This window comes from Leptospira montravelensis (assembly GCF_004770045.1).
GTDB classification, from domain to species: domain Bacteria; phylum Spirochaetota; class Leptospiria; order Leptospirales; family Leptospiraceae; genus Leptospira_A; species Leptospira_A montravelensis.
In genome coordinates, this window is sequence record NZ_RQFO01000017.1 from 312,307 (window position 1) to 329,958 (window position 17,652).

16 protein-coding genes are annotated in these 17,652 nt (G+C 39.3%); 12 read left to right on the forward strand and 4 right to left on the reverse strand.

Features of this window, described 5'->3' with window-relative positions:
* Positions 1-9 precede the first annotated feature (9 nt).
* The 6 genes from EHQ31_RS15355 to EHQ31_RS15380 all read left to right on the forward strand — a co-directional run bounded on the left by EHQ31_RS15355 (position 10) and on the right by EHQ31_RS15380 (position 6,939).
* Positions 10-1,773, forward strand: coding sequence for a thiamine pyrophosphate-binding protein (locus tag EHQ31_RS15355; protein WP_135571690.1), 1,764 nt, complete (start codon positions 10-12; stop codon positions 1,771-1,773).
* Positions 1,774-1,788: 15 nt separating this feature from the next.
* On the forward strand, positions 1,789-2,733 hold the full coding sequence (locus EHQ31_RS15360) for a tRNA dihydrouridine synthase (protein ID WP_135571692.1): 945 nt from the start codon (positions 1,789-1,791) through the stop codon (positions 2,731-2,733).
* Between the two features lie 99 nt (positions 2,734-2,832).
* The gene (locus EHQ31_RS15365; protein ID WP_135571693.1) at positions 2,833-3,321 is read left to right on the forward strand and encodes a DUF2721 domain-containing protein; all 489 of its coding nucleotides are present in this window, start codon (positions 2,833-2,835) and stop codon (positions 3,319-3,321) included.
* Positions 3,322-3,908: 587 nt separating this feature from the next.
* Positions 3,909-5,219 carry a 3-hydroxyacyl-CoA dehydrogenase NAD-binding domain-containing protein gene (locus EHQ31_RS15370; RefSeq protein WP_135571695.1) on the forward strand — a complete coding sequence of 437 codons (1,311 nt, stop codon included), beginning with the start codon at positions 3,909-3,911 and terminating at the stop codon, positions 5,217-5,219.
* Between the two features lie 13 nt (positions 5,220-5,232).
* On the forward strand, positions 5,233-6,498 hold the full coding sequence (locus EHQ31_RS15375; protein ID WP_135571697.1) for an acetyl-CoA acetyltransferase: 1,266 nt from the start codon (positions 5,233-5,235) through the stop codon (positions 6,496-6,498).
* A 3-nt stretch (positions 6,499-6,501) separates the two neighbouring features.
* The gene (locus tag EHQ31_RS15380; RefSeq protein WP_135571699.1) at positions 6,502-6,939 is read left to right on the forward strand and encodes a hypothetical protein; all 438 of its coding nucleotides are present in this window, start codon (positions 6,502-6,504) and stop codon (positions 6,937-6,939) included.
* A 105-nt stretch (positions 6,940-7,044) separates the two neighbouring features.
* On the opposite strand, the gene EHQ31_RS15385 is transcribed toward EHQ31_RS15380, so the two are convergent.
* Positions 7,045-7,476 carry an OsmC family protein gene (locus tag EHQ31_RS15385; protein ID WP_135571701.1) on the reverse strand — a complete coding sequence of 144 codons (432 nt, stop codon included), beginning with the start codon at positions 7,474-7,476 and terminating at the stop codon, positions 7,045-7,047.
* A gap of 33 nt (positions 7,477-7,509) precedes the next feature.
* A complete protein-coding gene (locus EHQ31_RS15390; RefSeq protein WP_135571703.1) occupies positions 7,510-9,201 on the reverse strand; it encodes a methyl-accepting chemotaxis protein in 1,692 nt (563 codons plus the stop codon).
* 563 nt (positions 9,202-9,764) lie between these two features.
* On the opposite strand from EHQ31_RS15390, the gene EHQ31_RS15395 reads away from it, so the two are divergent.
* The 4 genes from EHQ31_RS15395 to EHQ31_RS15410 all read left to right on the forward strand — a co-directional run bounded on the left by EHQ31_RS15395 (position 9,765) and on the right by EHQ31_RS15410 (position 14,932).
* The gene (locus EHQ31_RS15395) at positions 9,765-11,567 is read left to right on the forward strand and encodes a SpoIIE family protein phosphatase (protein WP_135571705.1); all 1,803 of its coding nucleotides are present in this window, start codon (positions 9,765-9,767) and stop codon (positions 11,565-11,567) included.
* A gap of 77 nt (positions 11,568-11,644) precedes the next feature.
* Positions 11,645-13,030 carry an MFS transporter gene (locus EHQ31_RS15400; RefSeq protein WP_135571707.1) on the forward strand — a complete coding sequence of 462 codons (1,386 nt, stop codon included), beginning with the start codon at positions 11,645-11,647 and terminating at the stop codon, positions 13,028-13,030.
* A 14-nt stretch (positions 13,031-13,044) separates the two neighbouring features.
* Positions 13,045-14,613: an adenylate/guanylate cyclase domain-containing protein gene (locus EHQ31_RS15405; RefSeq protein WP_135571709.1), complete on the forward strand. Its 1,569-nt coding sequence runs from the start codon at positions 13,045-13,047 to the stop codon at positions 14,611-14,613.
* Between the two features lies 1 nt (position 14,614).
* Entirely contained in the window at positions 14,615-14,932 is a 318-nt protein-coding gene (locus EHQ31_RS15410; RefSeq protein WP_135571711.1) for a hypothetical protein, read from the forward strand.
* A gap of 15 nt (positions 14,933-14,947) precedes the next feature.
* Here EHQ31_RS15410 and EHQ31_RS15415 read toward each other — a convergent pair whose 3' ends face one another.
* Positions 14,948-15,433, reverse strand: a complete 486-nt coding sequence (locus EHQ31_RS15415; RefSeq protein WP_135571713.1) for a DUF4468 domain-containing protein — start codon at positions 15,431-15,433, stop codon at positions 14,948-14,950.
* A gap of 261 nt (positions 15,434-15,694) precedes the next feature.
* Between EHQ31_RS15415 and EHQ31_RS15420 the strand changes: the two genes are divergently transcribed.
* Both EHQ31_RS15420 and EHQ31_RS15425 read left to right on the forward strand, forming a co-directional pair.
* The gene (locus EHQ31_RS15420) at positions 15,695-15,988 is read left to right on the forward strand and encodes a hypothetical protein (protein ID WP_135571715.1); all 294 of its coding nucleotides are present in this window, start codon (positions 15,695-15,697) and stop codon (positions 15,986-15,988) included.
* Position 15,989: 1 nt separating this feature from the next.
* On the forward strand, positions 15,990-16,712 hold the full coding sequence (locus EHQ31_RS15425) for a lysophospholipid acyltransferase family protein (RefSeq protein WP_135571717.1): 723 nt from the start codon (positions 15,990-15,992) through the stop codon (positions 16,710-16,712).
* Positions 16,713-16,801: 89 nt separating this feature from the next.
* Here the strand turns inward: EHQ31_RS15425 and dapF are convergent, their stop codons facing one another.
* Positions 16,802-17,644 (reverse strand): diaminopimelate epimerase, encoded by an 843-nt coding sequence (gene dapF / locus EHQ31_RS15430; RefSeq protein ID WP_135571719.1) that lies wholly within the window; start codon positions 17,642-17,644, stop codon positions 16,802-16,804.
* Between the last annotated feature and the right edge of the window lie 8 nt (positions 17,645-17,652).

Sequence of the window (17,652 nt, forward strand, 5' to 3'; positions counted from 1 at the left end):
AATCATCAGATGAAAAAAACAGGTGCATGGTTAGTCAGATATGCTTTAGAACAAATCGGAGTTCGTTATACTTTTGGAATTCCAGGTGTACATAATACAGAAATTTATGATGAACTCAATAGTTCTGAATCGATCCATCCAATGCTTGTGACCCACGAAGGTTGTGGTGCATTTATGGCCGATGCCATCAGTCGAACCAGTAATTCTATCGGTACTATATTAATTGTTCCGGCTGCGGGAGTGACTCATGCAGCTAGTGGCATTGGGGAGGCTTTTTTAGATGGAATTCCCATGTTAGTCATTGCAGGTGGTGTTCGGAGTGATTCCCAATTTAAATACCAATTACATGATATGGACCAACATGCATTATTAAAACCAATTACCAAACAAACTTTTAAGGTCAATACACAAGCCGAAATCATAGAAACAATTTATAAAGCATACCAAATTGCAACAACGGGAGAACCAGGGCCGGTATTTGTAGAAATTCCAGTAAATATACAACTTTACACAGGTTTGGTGGAGGATCTTCCCACCTATAAACAATATTGTAAATTACAAACGGTTACACATTCACCATTCCCATTTGCCAGTTTAGATGAGGCTGTGGAATTATTAGTACAAGCAAAATCGCCAGGTTTATTTTTAGGATGGGGTGCGGTTGATGTTACTACATCCACAATTCAAATTGCAGAATTACTAGGTGCACCCGTTTCTACAACCTTACAAGGATTAAGTGCATTTCCGGGGAATCATCCATTACATTGCGGAATGAGTTTCGGTGCGGCAGCTGTCCCTGTGGCAACGAATGCTTTTTCTGAATGTGATTGTTTACTCGCAGTAGGAACACGTTTTGCAGAAATAGCCACTGCCAGTTTTGGAGTCACAGTTCCAAAAAACCTAATCCATATTGATATCAACCCTGACGTACTTAGTGCTAATTATCCTGCTAAGGTTGGAATTACTGGTGATGCAAAATTAATTCTTCCTGAATTAGTAAAAAAATTAAAACTAAAGTTAGAAAAAACAAAACAAAATAGGGAAAACCGATTACAAAAAATCAAATCAGAAATTGCTAAAAATAAACAAACCTATACAGAAGAATGGTTCCAACATGATAGTAAAGCTCGAGTGAACCCAGCTAAGTTTTTTAGTGCCTTACGTAGCACTTTACCTGATGACGGCTTTGTTGTGGTAGATGATGGCAACCATACTTTTTTAACTGCAGAACTTATGCCCATCCACAAACCAAGACATATGATTTCACCTACAGATTTTAATTGTATGGGTTATGCCGTTCCTGCAACCATCGCAACGAAAATGGCAAATCCCGATAAAGCAGTTGTGGGAATCATCGGTGATGGAGCCTTTCTAATGACTTGTATGGAGATAAATACAGCAAGCAGAAACCAGATAGGTGCGATATTTGCAGTTTTTAATGATGGTGAGTTATCTCAAATTGCACAAGCACAACAAGTCCCTTACAATCGTAAAACCTGTACCGTACTTGGAGTCACTCGTTTCGAAGGGATCGCATTAGCCACTGGTGCTGAATACTTGCGGATAGAAACCAATGAAGATATTTTTGAAAATTTGAAAACTGCATGGACTCTCACCCAGGAAGGCCGTCCCGTCATTTTGGATGTAAATATTGACTACAGTAAAAAAACTCGATTTACCCAAGGAATTGTTGGTACGAACTTAAAACGATTACCTTTTGCTGCCAAATTAAGAATGATTAGTCGAGCCCTCGTGAGAAAAGTGACGGGATAAGGTTATTTTTTTCTTTTGCGAATCTTACTTGCACCTATGGAAGGACTTCTCGATTTTCGCCTGCGCGACCTACTAACGCGCGTAGGCGGGTATGACGAATGTGTGAGTGAATTCATTCGAGTCAACGACACACTGCTTCCTTCTCATAGGTTTTATCGATATGTTCCAGAACTTTATGAAAATTGTAGAACCAAATCTGGGGTTCCAGTCAAAGTACAATTATTAGGTTCTGATATTAACTGTATGGCAGAAAACGCAAGTAAGGTGGCTTCCCTTGGCGCTTATGGAATTGATATTAATTTTGGATGTCCTGCCCCCACCGTAAACAGAAACCGAGGGGGAGCTGCCTTACTCAAAGAACCCGACTTAATGTTTGCCATTGTAAAGGCAGTTCGTAGTGCTGTTCCTTCCTCTATTCCAGTTACGGCAAAAATGAGATTAGGTTACGATTCCACCGAACAAGCGCTTGTTTGTGCAAAAGCATTGGAAGAAGGTGGGGCCAAAGAAATTGTGGTCCATGCTCGAACAAAAACGGATGGTTACAAACCTCCTGCCTATTGGGATTGGATTTATAAAATCGGATCCACAGTCAGAGTTCCCGTAGTGGCCAATGGAGAAATTTGGACCGCTGAAGATGCAAAACGATGTCAGGAAGTTTCAGGTTGTCGAGACATTATGATTGGTCGTGGTGCTGTTGCCAACCCAAGCCTTGCTTTGATGATCCGAGGAGAAAAAAAAGAGAATCTTTCTTGGGATGAAGTCAAAATAATTTTACATCGGTATTGGCAAAGTTTAGAAGCAGATTTGGAAGTTAAAAGTCGGGCAGGAAGAATCAAACAATGGTTACACTATTTATCCCGACAGTATCCGGAAGCGGAAAGAGACTTTGAAATTGTAAAACGACTAACAAAGATAGAGGATTTTACAAAGTATTTGGAATCGACAGTGACATTTGTTTAAACAATTCAACTTGTTCTTTCCTTTTTTTTATCTTTCCCATTCTGGAATAAACCGAAAAAACTAGTTTCAAAACGAACAAACCTCCCTAAGTTATTTCTTATGTTTGAATCATTTTCCAACTCTGAAATCCTATCAGGTATGATTACCCCCGCGGTCCTTGTATCTGCTTCTGCCAGTTTGATATTTTCCACTGCCAATCGACTCGGGCGTATTTTTGATCGAGTGAATCTTTTGAAATCGGAAGTAGAAATTCTATTAGAGGGCAAAAAGAGTTTTCATACTGAACGAATGGTTTATATGCGCAACCAACTTTCTGTTCAGAAAAAACGGGCAGTTCTCATCCAACGTTCAATGGCATTTTTATATTTGGCGACATCCTTATTTATCATTTCAAGTTTAACTTTGGCCTTTACCCTTGCCTTTGCTAAAAATTTAACTTGGATTCCTACTGTGGTTGCCTTATCAGGTGGGATCTGTCTGTTTCTTGCCAGTGCCCTTCTATTTTATGAAAGCAGATACAATCTAACATTCATTAACAGGCAAATTGAATTTACGGAATTTTTGGAGAGTGAAGTCCAAAGGAAATAATATTCTAATATTCAGTTTCATAAAAGCCCAAACGGAATTGTTGATTTTCCTTTTGGGCGCCTCGAATCCATTCGATCATAAAGAAACTATCGATTAACGACCGCGTTATCCGCTCCAATCTTTCGCACCTGCGAAAGGATTTCCGCTACTACCGCTGGCGCTTGGATCTTATTTTGAATCACCAGCATTGATTCAGAGGTAAAGTTCAAGTGTGAATTCTGGTATTCACTTGGTATATGCGCCAGGGACCAGAAGGGCTTGGTCCGAGAAGGCGTTAGCTTTCGAGGACGGAAGCGTAAGCGGACCCCGCATGAGGCCCGCCCGGGCGCCCAAAGCGCCAACTATGAACTTATCGGAATTAAAAACGGGGATTTTCGGAAAGGAAATGCCAAATGCGGTGGGTTGTGATAGAAGGAAACCATTGGGTGGCGGGTCTAGTTCCCCACCCTCAGATCAGGGCGGGGAGATTGTACCCACACCACCCCCCTTCGACCCTCTTTTGTAACAAATCTGACAAAAAAAAACGATTTTCCTGTCACCTTGGCTTTCTAGAACGGTAAGTAAAAATTAGATTCGGAAATTCCTTCATGAGAGAAATCAAAACTGTCACGATTTTAGGTGCCAACGGAGCCATGGGTTCTGGAAGTGCAGGCGTCATTGCTGCCTTCGGTGGTGCTAAAGTCCATATGCTCGCTAGAGATGTTGAAAAAGCAAAACAGGGTATCGAAGCCGCTGTCGCATCCGTAAAAACGGATACAATTCGCGCACGAATGATCCCTGGTTCCTACGATGCGGATCTGGAAAAAGCTGTCGCAGAGTCAGATTGGGTATTCGAACTCGTGGCGGAAAGTTACGAAGTCAAAGAACCGATCAACACTCGCATCGCGAAAGCTCGTCGTCCTGGAACCATTGTTTCCACTGTGTCCTCTGGACTTTCTATCGGTCGTTTGGCAAAAGCTTACGATGAAGATGGTCAAAAACACTATTACGGAACGCATTTTTTTAACCCTCCTTATAAAATGATCCTTTGTGAACTCGTCACTCATTCGGGTAACGATAAAAAAGTCACACAAGCGTTAGGTGAATACTTAGATAAAGTTTTAGGCCGTGCTGTAGTTTATACAAACGACACTCCTGCATTTGCTGGAAACCGCATTGGATTTCAGTTGATGAACGAAGTGGCTCACTTTGCAGAAAAGTATGCTGACAAAGGTGGAATTGCCCTTATGGACGAAATCATGTCTGGTTACACTGGACGTGCGATGGGCCCACTGGCTACTGCTGACTTCGTAGGACTAGATGTTCACAAGGCCATCGTAGACAATATCTACGACAATACAAAAGATGAAGCTCACGAAACATTCAAACTTCCTGGTTACTTCCAAAAGTTAATCGATGCTGGCAAACTTGGTATGAAATCTGGTGGTGGTCTCACTAAAGTTGTGAAACACGCTGACGGAAAACGTGAGAAGTTTGTTTACAATATCAAAACTGGTGAGTACGATCCGTACCCAAAATTTGATATTACTTTTATCAAAGAAGCTCGCCAAAAAATCAAAGACTCCGATTACAAAGGTGCGATGGATGTAGTAAAAAAAGCCAGTGGCTTCGAAGCAGACATTGCTCGTTACTTTATTTCACGTTACATCAGTTATTCGCTCTCTCTCGTGGGAGAGGTGGTTGATACAAAAGAAAACACTGACGGTGCTATGGGTTTCGGATTTAACTGGGTTCCCGCTTCCGCCTTCGTTGATTTCCTTGGTGGACCAAAAGAAACAATTAAGATGATGGATGAGTCTAAAATACCAGTTCCAAAACTTTTAAAAGATGCAAAAGAAGGCAAAAAGTTCTACGAACTTGGCGACAAACTCGATGCAAGGTCTCTCTTCAAAGGTTAATTAGGAGTATCATATGAGTGAAAAAGTATTCGTATTAGGCGGAGAACAAACCGACTTCCAAAGAAACTGGACAAAAGAAGGAAAAACCTTCATGTCCATGATGCGTGAAGTATTAGATGATGCTCTTGAAAAAGTGGGCATTAGTTATGATGAAATCAAACGATTGAACAAAGAAAACCGTGTGGCTGTGTTTGTTGGAAACTTTGATGCAGAACAGTATGCCAACCAAGGACACTTGGGTGCATTTTTAACAGAAGTAAACCCTGCTCTTTTTGGAGTTCCTGGTGCACGTTACGAAGCAGCATGTGCTTCCGGATCTGTTGCTCTTGATGCAGCGATCACACACATCCGTGCAGAAGATTACGATCTAGCGATTGTTCTTGGTGTGGAAGTGATGAAAACTGTATCTTCATCTGTGGGTGGTGACTTCCTTGGAACTGCTGCTTATTACGATAAAGAAGCGAAGGGAGTTCAATTTCCTTTCCCTAAACTTTTCGGAAAATTAGCAGATGTAATCCTCGAACGTTACGAACTGAAAGAAGAACGTTTTATGGATGCTCTTGCTGAAATTTCACGTATCAACTATGCAAACGCAAAACGTAACCCGAAAGCACAAACTCGCACATGGTTCATGAACAAAGAACATGCGATGGCTCGTGGTGGTGATAATAATATGGCTGTGGGTGGTAGACTTTGTATCACTGACTGTTCCCAAGTAACAGACGGTGCTGCGGTAACTATCCTTGCATCCAAAGATTACACAAAAGAATACGCTAAAAAAACTGGCCGCAAAGTAGACGACATCCCTCGTGTGAAGGGTTGGGGTCACCGAGTGGCACCAATTACATTTGAAGCAAAAAAACAAGAATCCGTTGGGGACAAATACATCCTTCCTTGGACTCGCCAAACTGTAAAAGATGCTTACAAACGTGCTGACATGGATGTAAAAAACATTGATGTGTTTGAAACACATGACTGTTTTACTTCTTCTGAGTATGCTGCGATTTCTGCTTTTGGAATCTCAGAACCAGGAAAAGAACACATCGCGATCGAAGAAGGAACCATTGACTTTGGTGGTAAAAAACCAATCAATCCTTCCGGTGGACTCATCGGTGTGGGTCACCCAGTAGGTGCATCCGGCGTTCGTATGATGCTCGACCTCTACAAACAAGTCACAAACACCGCAGGGGACTACCAAGTAAAAGGTGCTAAAAATGGCCTTATGCTCAACATCGGTGGATCTGCGACTACGAACTTCGTGTTCATCTTAGGTAAGTAGATTTTGAGTTCGCTGAATACAGAAAAATGGAATCGGATTTTAGTCCGGTTCCTCCTTGCCTTTTCGTTTTGGGAAGCGGTTTCCATTCCAGTTAGAATGTTGTTTTTTTCAAAGTTCTACTTTGATCCAACTTTCAAAACTATGTTTGTTCCTATCACAGATGTTTTTTGGCTTGGACCTGTATTCAGCGATTTATTATTCACACTTTCCTTTGGTTTTCTTTATTCGTTAATGAAAGAATCCCTTCCGCAAGGACTTGTAGGTGGATTTCTCGTGGGAATCTTAGTATCGATCATCGGGTTTGTATCGCCAATGCTTTGGACATTGTCCCTCACAAACTTTGCCCCAACAGTTCTTGTTTGGGTTTGGGTGGCTTACTACGCAATATTTACCATTTCTACTGCTGTCATTTATTCTGTGGGTTGGAATTCAGAAGATTAATTTTATCATTTCGATTTTTCCAAAAAAATAAGGACGACCGGATTCTATTCCGATGGAATGCAAACCCAATTTTGATCAGCAAACCCAAAGTAAACTTTGGGTTTTTTATTTTCTACGAATCTCTCCCACCAAATCAGTGCCAGGTGCAATGGTATTAAAAACCGTTCCATATTTTTTGATATTTTCGTGTAACAGATGCAAACGGTCGTCTGGTTCCTCCGTATCCACTATTACTACATAACGAATGGATTCCATTTTGGGAGGAACATCTTGCCTGATTCCATCTACGATGACTTGAATTCCTTTCATTTGAAAATGCAGGATAGGAGCCACTCTTTCCACTCCTTTAATGATGCAGGCCGAAAGAGCCGAAAGTAACAGCTCCGCAGGATTGAAGGCATTTAGGTTTCCTGCCATATCTGTATCTAATACGATTTCTGCCGATTTACACCGAGATAAACTCGAATGGGAATCCACTCTGGCTGTTTCCACATGGAAATTCATTTTTGGTTTTGCATTTGGGTCTGGATTTGTCATTGCCTTACCTGATAAAGAGTTTACTACGAGTCCTTAAAACTGAAATCGGAAAGCAACGGAATCCAACCGGTCAGCAACCAAACCCAAGTTTGTGATAGACTCTTCGATTGCTCCGATGGTATGTTTTTGTTCGTTTGCTGCGGCAGACAACTCTTCCACAATTGCTGATGTATTGATCAGCTGTGTTTGAATCTTTTCCATATTTCCTAAAACATTTACTGACATAGATTCTGTGCCGACTGTTGATCCATTGATCTTTTCTGCACTTAGCTTTGTTTCCTCAGCATTCTTTAAAATTTTATTCATTTCCAATTGGACCGTTTCAAACTCTAATGAACCCACCTCTACTTCAGTAAGTCCTTCTTGAATATCAGTGACTGTTTGTAAAATTTTGGATGTTAATTCATTGATGAAGGAAGATATTTCTTTGGCTGATCGATTGGATTGGTCTGCCAATTTTCCCACTTCCCCAGCAACGACTGCAAAACCCTTCCCTGCATCTCCGGCTCTTGCCGATTCAATAGAAGCATTTAATGAAAGTAAGTTTGTTTTTTCGGAAATAGCAGTGATCGTCTCTGTAATCTTTCGTATCGCCTTAGTTTTTTCACCAAGTTCTTTTATGACTTCAGAAGTTTTTAAAATCTGTTTCTTCGCTTTTTGGAATTGAGTCATTGCTTTGTCAGAACAATCTTTTCCTGCCAGTGAAAAATGATATGATTCTGTGGATTCCGATTGAACCACATTTGACTCAGTTCGTATATTTCCAATTAGGTGATTTAAAGAATCCATTTCTTGAAAGATACTATCCGAACTTTCTCGGGTCACAATACTTGAATCTGCCAAAGAAAACATAGCCTTAGATAATTCTTGAAAAGCCACATGAATATGTTCCACAGCAAAAGTCAGTGATCTTATTTGAGTTTTTACAATTTCCGCATTTCCAATTAATTGAGAAATCATTCCTCTAAACTCATACTGCGTTTTTTTGATCATTGGGAAAATCTGAGCATATTCACCCCCATTCTCAAAAGTTACATCAAACTTTAGCTTTCCATTATATAAATTACCAAGGTATTCTTTCACTTTTAAAAATGATTTTTTATGATTATGAATAGATAAAAATCCAAAAGCTGCAATCGACAGAAATAAAACAAAACCAACAATAGATACTACAGGGCTAGTAAGAAAAGCAAAACTAGAATTTGATTTTAACGAAAACAAAATCAATAATACTCCACTAACAATCGTATGTATTGTAAAAATTTTTGCCATCGATAAACTAAAACCATTTTGGCCACTGGTTTCAAATTTCCCATGTCCGACATTCAGTTTTGTATAAAGAATTTCCGCATTATGAATTTGTTCTTTAGTTGCCTTCGTTCGCACAGACATATAACCTATATGTTGTCCATCTTGGTAGATCGGGGAAACGTTTGCATCAACCCAATAATAATCACCGTTTTTACAGCGGTTCTTAACAATCCCCACCCAAGAATGTTGTGTTTTGATGGTTTCCCACATATCTTGGAAAGCTGCCTTTGGCATTTCAGGGTGACGTATTAAATTGTGAGGTTGGCCAATCACTTCATCTTCTTTATATCCACTAATGCGCAAAAAATCCTCATTCACATAAGTAATGATTCCTTTTAAATCTGTTTTGGAAGTGATCTTAGTTCCTTCTTGAAACTCCACTTCATTTTTTGTTACGGGAAAATTCTGACGCATTTATTCTTTAAATCCAACTTCTTATCGTTCAATAATAAGCTTTTATGTTTACCCTGTAAGAATCAAGCAAATTAGGTCTTATCGATTTTAGAAGAGTATTACAATCAATTGACAACTTTATATTAGAACTATTCATCTTATAAAAACGACTACATCCTATGTTCAGATCAATCTTTCAACTATAACTCTTAAAGTAGATTCTTTCATGAATCATTCACATATTCTCTTCAGTTTTTACATAACGTCTATATCATAAGAGTATTATTATTCTGAATGGTTATTGTTACTGAGTCTATGTATCACCTATGGAACATGAGGTGTATTTTAAGAGATTATCAATAGAAGTTGATGTCCCAAACGTAATAGGAAAGGAATACTCACAAGCATGGGGAACATGCTCAAGTTTACGGAGAAAGCCATACCTTAGGCTTGACTTTTATGGAACGATCCTCCATTCTTTGAAAGACGAACGTATAAAGGTAGAAACTACCTTTTATAATAATTCATACTAACAACGAGAAAAAATTTACTTTTTGCCGATATTGAACGAATCAGGTGGCTACGTGAAACGAGAAACACTTTTCTGGGATCTTACCTTAAAACTAGAAGCATTCACTCACACGGTTCCTGTTCCCTTTGCGGTTTATTATGCCATTATCACTCAAAAAATGGAGCCAGAACACTGGAAAATCTTCATTGCTCTTTGTGTGGTATTTGCCACGGGAATCGGCCTCCTAGGCACCTTCGTTCGCCACCTCCTCCTCAAATTTGTCTACGCAAAAATTGAAAGGATTTCTATCCCAACCTTAGGTGTTTCCACATTATCCAAAGAAGAATTGGATTATGCTAAATCAGTAAAAATATTATTATTTCGATATCCATTAGTCGAAGCAATCATCATCGTTATACGCTGGTTATCTGGCGTAATCCCAATTAGCTTTTTATTTTTTTACCTAGTGGCTTATATGCCCTCTGTACTTCGCTCTGCTATTTTTACTTTTGTAATGATTGCACCCATATCATTTGTAACTTATTATTTTATCACAGAAAACTCAATTCGTGTTCTCTTTGACCTTCCACAAATCAAAAACATTGAACTCCAAGAAAAGGATATCCCCAAGTTCAATTACTTTGCAAGGATCCTTGTTGCTTTTTTTAGTTTGTCAACTCTTCCCTTTGTCATTTTTTCCTATATTCTCTATTCATTAGCAATGGGCGAGATTGCAGTCCAAGATCCTATGATTCCCATTGTTACCGTTTCCTTTATTTTTATCATTCCACTAATTGTTTGCGCTTACGTGGTAGCAAAGTCTGTTAACGAAGGCCTAAATGAAACGAGTGGGTCTTTAGGGGAACTTGCAAAAGGAAATTTTGACGTGGTTGTCACACCAAAATCTAGTGACGACTTCGCCAAACAAGCATTTTACCTAAACTCAGTTATTAGCAAACTAAAAGGTATGTATGCAGAAATTATAAATTTAAACGAAGGATTGGAAGAAAAAGTCACACTAAGAACGAATGAACTCAAACAATCTTTACAAGACATCAGTAATCTGAAAATCCAACAAGATGGAGATTATTTTCTCACCTATCAACTGCTAAATCCACTTGCTATCAAAGATGTAGACAGTAACCGACTAGAAGTAGATCATTTGGTCCGACAGAAAAAAGAATTCGAATACAAAAACCAAAGGTATGATATTGGAGGAGACATCAACATTTCTCATTCCATTACCTTACAAAAAAGAAAATTTTTGTTATTTGCAAATGCCGATGCAATGGGTAAGTCCATGCAAGGTGCCGGTGGGGCCTTGGTATTTGGTGCTGTTTTTCAATCCATCGTCCAAAGAACAAAAACAGATCCAGGATACCAAGCCTTTGGCCCAGAAGATTGGCTCAAATTCAATCTCCAAGAAATGCATATGATCTTTGAAGCCTTTGATGGAACCATGCTCGTTTCATTGACAATGGGTCTATTGGAAGAGGATACGGGGAAACTATATTTTCTAAATGCAGAACATCCTTCTATTGTTTTATACAGAAATGGAAAAGCAGAGTATTTACAAGCTGATGTTTCCTACAGAAAACTTGGTACATTAGGTGCTATGCCCATTCATAATACGAAAGAAGTCCAATTGCAATCCGGAGATATACTGATCATTGGCTCTGACGGAAAGGACGATATTTTATGTATAGACTCTACCGGAAAATGGGAAGTCAATTCGGACGAACAGGTTTTCCTAAGAATTGTTGAATCAACCCAAGGGAATCTACAAGCAATGACAAAACAGATCGAATCCTTAGGTCAAATTATTGACGATATTTCCTTAATCCGAATCACCTATCTTCCCAAAACCACTCCTTAACTAAAACCGATTTCACAAAAGATACGAATTTCTGACCCCAGACTCCGAATTCCCATAGTCCAATACATGATTCTAAAATGAACCAAACAAAATTAAAACTCCCCATAAAAATGGGATATGGGCTCGCGGAAACTGGTATAACAGCCGTTCAACTATTTACGCAAATTTATCTCTTAAAATATTATACTGAAATCGTAGGTCTAAACTCCAGTTTAGCGGGAATTGCCCTTTCTATTTCTGTACTTTGGGATGCGGTGAGTGACCCATTAATGGGAAGGATTTCTGACCAAACCCATTCCAAATGGGGACGCCGAAGACCTTTTATTCTTTTAGGTGGAATCTTACTTTCTTTGGCAGTTCTTTTGCTCTTTTCGCCACCCCACCTAACTACACAAATTGGAAAGTTTTCCTATCTTTTAACAGTTTACCTTTTTGTAAACACTGCCATGACCATTATTTCAGTTCCCCATATTGCCTTAGGAGGTGAACTGAGTTTTGAAAGAAACGAAAGAACTTCTGTTTTTGGATGGAGATTGTTTTTTAGTAATATAGGAATGCTTGTTGGGATGATCGTTCCCGCTGCCATTTTACAATCTTTAGGTGATGAATCCTCCAAAGAAAATATTATCCTTTCTCGCACTACTGCCGGAGAAATTGTATCTCTGGTCATTTTGGTTTCTTCCATCATTACCTTTCTCGTAACAAAAGGTAAAGACCAAACAGAAAAAAAACCAAAACAAACGATTCCATTTTTTAAGGCCTTTCTTTCTGTTTTAAAAAACAAAATGTTTCTCATTTTACTTTTTGCCTTTATCATTGCAACGATAGGAAGGACATTTAATTCAGCCATCGCACTGTATTACTATGAATATAGGTTAGGGCTCAAAGAATCACTTGTGGTCATCAATATCCTCTTGCCATTTTTTTTAGTCCTTCTCTTCTCCATTGGATTTTGGGTTTGGATCGCAAAAAAAATCGGCAAAAAAATCCCGGCCTTCCTTGGTGTTTTTGGACTTGGCCTACTTACAGTAATCGTATACCCATTGTTTCCTTATGGGGAACTACGCCCTCCATTGATTGCCGCTTTTGTAGGGGGAATTTGTGCGGGATCAATACTCATTATGGATTCTATCCTCACTGATGTTGTGGATTATGATGAATTCAAAACCGGTGAAAAAAGGGAAGGTTTGTATTTTGGGATTTGGAAGATGGGTGTTAAATTTTCACAAGCTTTTGGCATTGCTATCACTGGATTTTTACTCGATATCATTGGATTTCAAAATGGCGTTAGCACTCAATCGCCAGAAGTCGGATTTCGCCTTGCCATGATTTTTGGTCCTGGGGTTGGATTCTTTTTTATTTTAGGATCCCTACTTTTTTTATTTTTTCCATTAAGTGATACAAAACACATCCAAGTGCAAAGAATCTTATTGAAACGTAATCAAAAAGGGGCCAAGGTTTAAAGAAAGATATCTATATGAAACCTGGTCGCACCCTTCAATTCATTGCCTTTTTGTTAATTTACTTTATCGTCCCCTTTTGTGCCTGTTTGTTTACTTTGTTATTTGCCAATTATACAGCTTCAGCTTTTTTACCTGACAAGTTCTTAGCATTGTTTGAAGCCACACAAATTAAAAACGATTTTACATTATCCTTAGTTACTTGGACTCCCTTCCCGATCATTACCCTCATTTTGTTTTTTTATAGTTTGCCGATTGGTAAATTTCTATTTTCTACCAAAGGTTGTAACTTTATATCAGAAGAAAGAGCACGTCACAGGATTGTTCATTCGCCGCTTACCATTAGTATCTTAGGTTTTATCGGTTGGGAACTTTCTAATATTCTAAGTATTTGTAGGATAGACACACTCTTTCCAGATGCGCCCCAACAAAGTATCATTACTGTTTCGATTTTATTTGGATTTTGGGGCCTATTTGCTTTTGCTTTTTCTTATGCCACCACTACTTATTTAAACAAACTCCTCATCATACCTTGTGTATTCCCAGAAGGAGGCCTTGGAAAATATGCTCATGGAAAACAATTTTCCATAGTAACCAAACAGTTTATTTTTTGGGCAGCTTCTACACTATTTCCAATCGTTCTTCTTATCTTTGGATTATTACTTAGAACCAACCAAAACATTCTCAATCTTCACGAACTTGTTAATAATGACGTTCTCTTTAAAGTAATTGCCATCATGCTTGTTTTTTCTTTTGCCTTTGCGATGTCTTTTGCATCAAGTTTACAACATCCCCTCAACCAAATCGAAAGAGCAGCAGAACTCATTAAAGAACAAAAATTTGATACTCGCGTAAAAATTTTTAGCTCTGATGAATTAGGACTTCTTGGAGATGCCGTAAACGAAATGGCAGAAGGTCTTGCAGAAAGAGAAAGGATCAAAGATACATTTGGTAGGATCGTAGATCCAAGAGTAAGAGATTACCTTCTTTCTAATGAACACAGCTTAGGTGGAAAAGTCGTAGAAGCTTCGATTCTATTTTCTGACCTCCGAGACTTTACTAAACTTTCGGAAAAACGAAAACCAGAAGAAGTATTGTACATCCTCAATCGTTACTTTCAAGAAATGAGTAACGCCATCGAAATCCACGGCGGATTTATCAATAAGTTCATAGGGGATGCCATTCTCGCGGTTTTTGGAACTCCTATGCCAATGTCGGACCACGCAGAACGTGCGTTTGCAACGGCTCTGCAAATGCAAAAAAATCTAGATGCACTCAATTCACAGTTTTTAAACGAAGGACTTACCGAATTAAAGATGGGAATAGGAATCCATACAGGTAGCCTTCTTGTAGGAAATATTGGTTCTGCCAATCGTATGGAATTTACAGTCATCGGCGATACTGTCAATACTGCTTCTCGTGTGGAAGGTCTATGTAAAGGTTTAAAGAAAAACCTTCTCCTCACAGAAAACACAACCTCACTTTTGCCGGAAAGTATTCGCTCAAAACTCCAATCGGAAGGGGAATACGAACTCAAAGGAAGAGAATCCAAAGAAAGGATTTATTCTTATTCAAGCGTAGAATAAAATGATTGAACTCCCTTCTAAAAACTCCCAAAATGGAGAAGAAATGAAAGTGGCTCTAAGTATTTTTTTGATTGGTCTTTTATTTGTTTCGTGTAACGAAATTAAGTTGGTGAACAGGCAAGATATTTTAGACCTTCTTGAGGGAGACGGAACACAAAATGGATATTCATCCTCCGGCCAAGCCAATTCATCTTCCAGATCATCCACTAACAATGGCAATTCGAATGGCTTAGACCATTATGGTCTCACAGACTCACCCACAGGAACCAATACCTATGGATCAACGGGTTCCACTGTAGGAAACCCGCTAGGATATTAAACAAGAGTTAATTCTCTATTTGATAAATTCAAAAAAATCATCCATGAGTGGTCTAAAACAAGACCGGATTGTGATTTTTGCCACCTTTTCATTTTTTGGTCCATAGTTTAAAATGATATCATTCGGATCCCGTATGAAGGAAAAGATTTTATTCACCTGAAAATCTGCGTGTCCTTCCTGCACTTTAATCACATACTCAAATTCATGTTCATTGGCATCCACTTCCCCAATTCCATAGGGAACGTAACATTTAATGAGGCCTATCCCTCTTAGCTCTCCCGTCTCTTGGTTTTCCGATTCAATTTTGGAAAGTTCAGGATCTAATTTGTATTCCAACCATTGTTTGGCCTTGAGGAAACTACGGGTTTTCTGATAGGTTTTGTGGTCTCTACCATCTTCTGTGGTTCGGTATTTGGAAGATACGATCCAAAGTTTCAAACACATAGAATTCTGGAAAATCAGGAAAAAGAAAACAAATGGTAGGAGTCTTTTTGGCATCATTTCTATGCTTCCTTTTCGTCACCCGGCTCGCAAAACAAATCTTCACAAAGATGAAAAATTTTCTCCTTATTGGGAAGTATGGGAAAGGGAACTACATTGGGAGGCAAAAGGGATGTGTTCTGGTTTGTTTTTTTGATCTTATGTCTCTTGGACTCGATTCTATCTCTCACCTTATTATTTTCGGAACTGCCCTCCCCCATTCTGGAGTGCCCAAATAAAAATTGGATTGAATTTGTCGGGGCATCACTTTCAATCTTGAACATGCCCGATTTTGATCGTATTGATCTTATGAATTATGCCATGTACGGAAATGATTTTGATCCCCAATGGGATGAAATCCGTGCATTTTTAAAATCCAATACTGCCGCTCAGAAAGAGTTGGAAGAAATTAAAAGAACCGTTCCAAGCCCTCACTTGGGAAAAAAACGTAGAGAGAACTTACCTACCACCGACCCTAGAGAGTCCAATGGTGATGGTGGAATTGGCCAGGAACCGCGTAGTCCTGGTGCCAACACCTCTACCAAATCCTGGTGGCAAAAGATTTTAGGAGAATGAAATGGAAAACACCGTAGACCAAGTCAAAAAGAATGTTGAGAACATTAAAAAATTTGTAACTCCGTTCTTTAATTTGGCAGTAAACACAACAGTCTACGGTTACCATAACATTGTACCAACTGGTAAACTCATTCTCACTTGTAATCATAGAAGCGATATGGATCCCTTTGTCATCGGTTCTGTGTTTCCCAGGTTCATTTCTTGGATTGCAGCCGAGTATACGACAAGGATTCCTCTTTTCAAAGATCTCGTAGAAAAAACAGGAACCATTCCTATGGCCATTGATGGTAATATCTCTATGGCCAGTATCAAAAAGGTTCAACAAGTCTTTAAGAATGGGGATGTTCTGGGGATTTTTCCAGAAGGTCATGATTATATGGTGCAAAATGATTTTTCAGCGCCACTTGCTAATTTCCATTCTGGATTTGCTGCCTTTAGCCTTCGTAACAAAGTGGACATCCTTCCCACTGTCATCATACCCGATGAAGAAACCGTTACCGATTATCCTATTCCTCCGCTAGTACGTGCCTTTATGGGAATGCCCAAAGAAGTTTGCGATATCAAACGCCGTGTGGTTTATAAAAAAATCAATGTTGTCTTTGGCGAAGTGATTAAATATGAAAACTACGCCCATCTAACACTTGATAAAGGTATGGTGGAAGTTTCGAACGAAACTAAACGTAGGATGGGTGAATTACAAAAAGTAGATTATTTGAAAAAGTAATCGAACCCGGTTGGTACGCAAAGAGTTTTGTTACGCGATTGCGCAGAAATTAGGCTACCCAAATATCGAGTAGCCTAATTTTGATTTATCTAAACTTCTACCTCTCCAGAAAACACTTCCTTTGCCGGTCCTGTCATCATTACCGATCCGTTTTCTTTCCATTCGATATTGAGAGTTCCACCACGAAGATCTATTTGTACAGATCGTCCTGTTTTTCCATTTAGAATCGAAGCAACGGTCACAGCACAGGCACCGGTCCCACAAGCCAAGGTTTCCCCTGCCCCTCTTTCCCAAGTCCTTTGGTAAAGATGGTCTTTGCCCCTGACCGATACAAATTCCACATTCACCCTTCTTGGAAAAAGTGGGTGGTTTTCGATGAGTGGTCCAATTTCCCGCACAGGAAAGGCATCGGCATCATCTACATAAATCACACAATGAGGATTACCCATACTAACAGCCGTAAAATGATAATGTTTTCCTTGGACTTCCAAGACTTGGTTGATGACCGGTTCGTCCCCTGTCCAAAGAATCGGAACTAGGGATGGTTTGAGGATGGGTTCCCCCATATCCACAGTCACCATTTCTACTTTGCCATTGTTTCCTGTTTTTAAGTCGAGGGTGAGGACTCCCTTTCCCGTTTCAATGGTTGGTTTTTGGTTTTTAGTTAGGCCGTGGTCAAAAACAAATTTTCCCACACAACGAACTCCATTCCCACACATCTCAGAAGAACTTCCGTCCGAGTTGTACATATCCATTTGGAACTCGCCAGAGTTTGAGTTACGTATAAAAATGACCCCATCTCCTCCAATACCAAAATTACGGTCGGATAGTTTTTGGATTTGTTCGGGACTCAGACGAATATCGTTTTTCGTGGCATCGATATACACATAGTCATTTCCAATTCCTTCCATTTTGGTGAAGTTGATTTTCATTTGATCCT

Bases quoted from the DNA above. Each gene is read 5' to 3' on its own strand.
- EHQ31_RS15400 (WP_135571707.1), top strand. From the start codon at position 11,645: ATGAACCAAACAAAATTAAAACTCCCCATAAAAATGGGATATGGGCTC.
- EHQ31_RS15390 (WP_135571703.1), bottom strand. From the start codon at position 9,201: ATGCGTCAGAATTTTCCCGTAACAAAAAATGAAGTGGAGTTTCAAGAA.
- EHQ31_RS15375 (WP_135571697.1), top strand. From the start codon at position 5,233: ATGAGTGAAAAAGTATTCGTATTAGGCGGAGAACAAACCGACTTCCAA.
- EHQ31_RS15410 (WP_135571711.1), top strand. From the start codon at position 14,615: ATGATTGAACTCCCTTCTAAAAACTCCCAAAATGGAGAAGAAATGAAA.
- EHQ31_RS15385 (WP_135571701.1), bottom strand. From the start codon at position 7,476: ATGACAAATCCAGACCCAAATGCAAAACCAAAAATGAATTTCCATGTG.
- EHQ31_RS15355 (WP_135571690.1), top strand. From the start codon at position 10: ATGAAAAAAACAGGTGCATGGTTAGTCAGATATGCTTTAGAACAAATC.
- EHQ31_RS15365 (WP_135571693.1), top strand. From the start codon at position 2,833: ATGTTTGAATCATTTTCCAACTCTGAAATCCTATCAGGTATGATTACC.
- dapF (WP_135571719.1), bottom strand. From the start codon at position 17,644: ATGAAAATCAACTTCACCAAAATGGAAGGAATTGGAAATGACTATGTG.
- EHQ31_RS15425 (WP_135571717.1), top strand. From the start codon at position 15,990: ATGGAAAACACCGTAGACCAAGTCAAAAAGAATGTTGAGAACATTAAA.
- EHQ31_RS15420 (WP_135571715.1), top strand. From the start codon at position 15,695: ATGCCCGATTTTGATCGTATTGATCTTATGAATTATGCCATGTACGGA.
- EHQ31_RS15370 (WP_135571695.1), top strand. From the start codon at position 3,909: ATGAGAGAAATCAAAACTGTCACGATTTTAGGTGCCAACGGAGCCATG.
- EHQ31_RS15405 (WP_135571709.1), top strand. From the start codon at position 13,045: ATGAAACCTGGTCGCACCCTTCAATTCATTGCCTTTTTGTTAATTTAC.
- EHQ31_RS15415 (WP_135571713.1), bottom strand. From the start codon at position 15,433: ATGATGCCAAAAAGACTCCTACCATTTGTTTTCTTTTTCCTGATTTTC.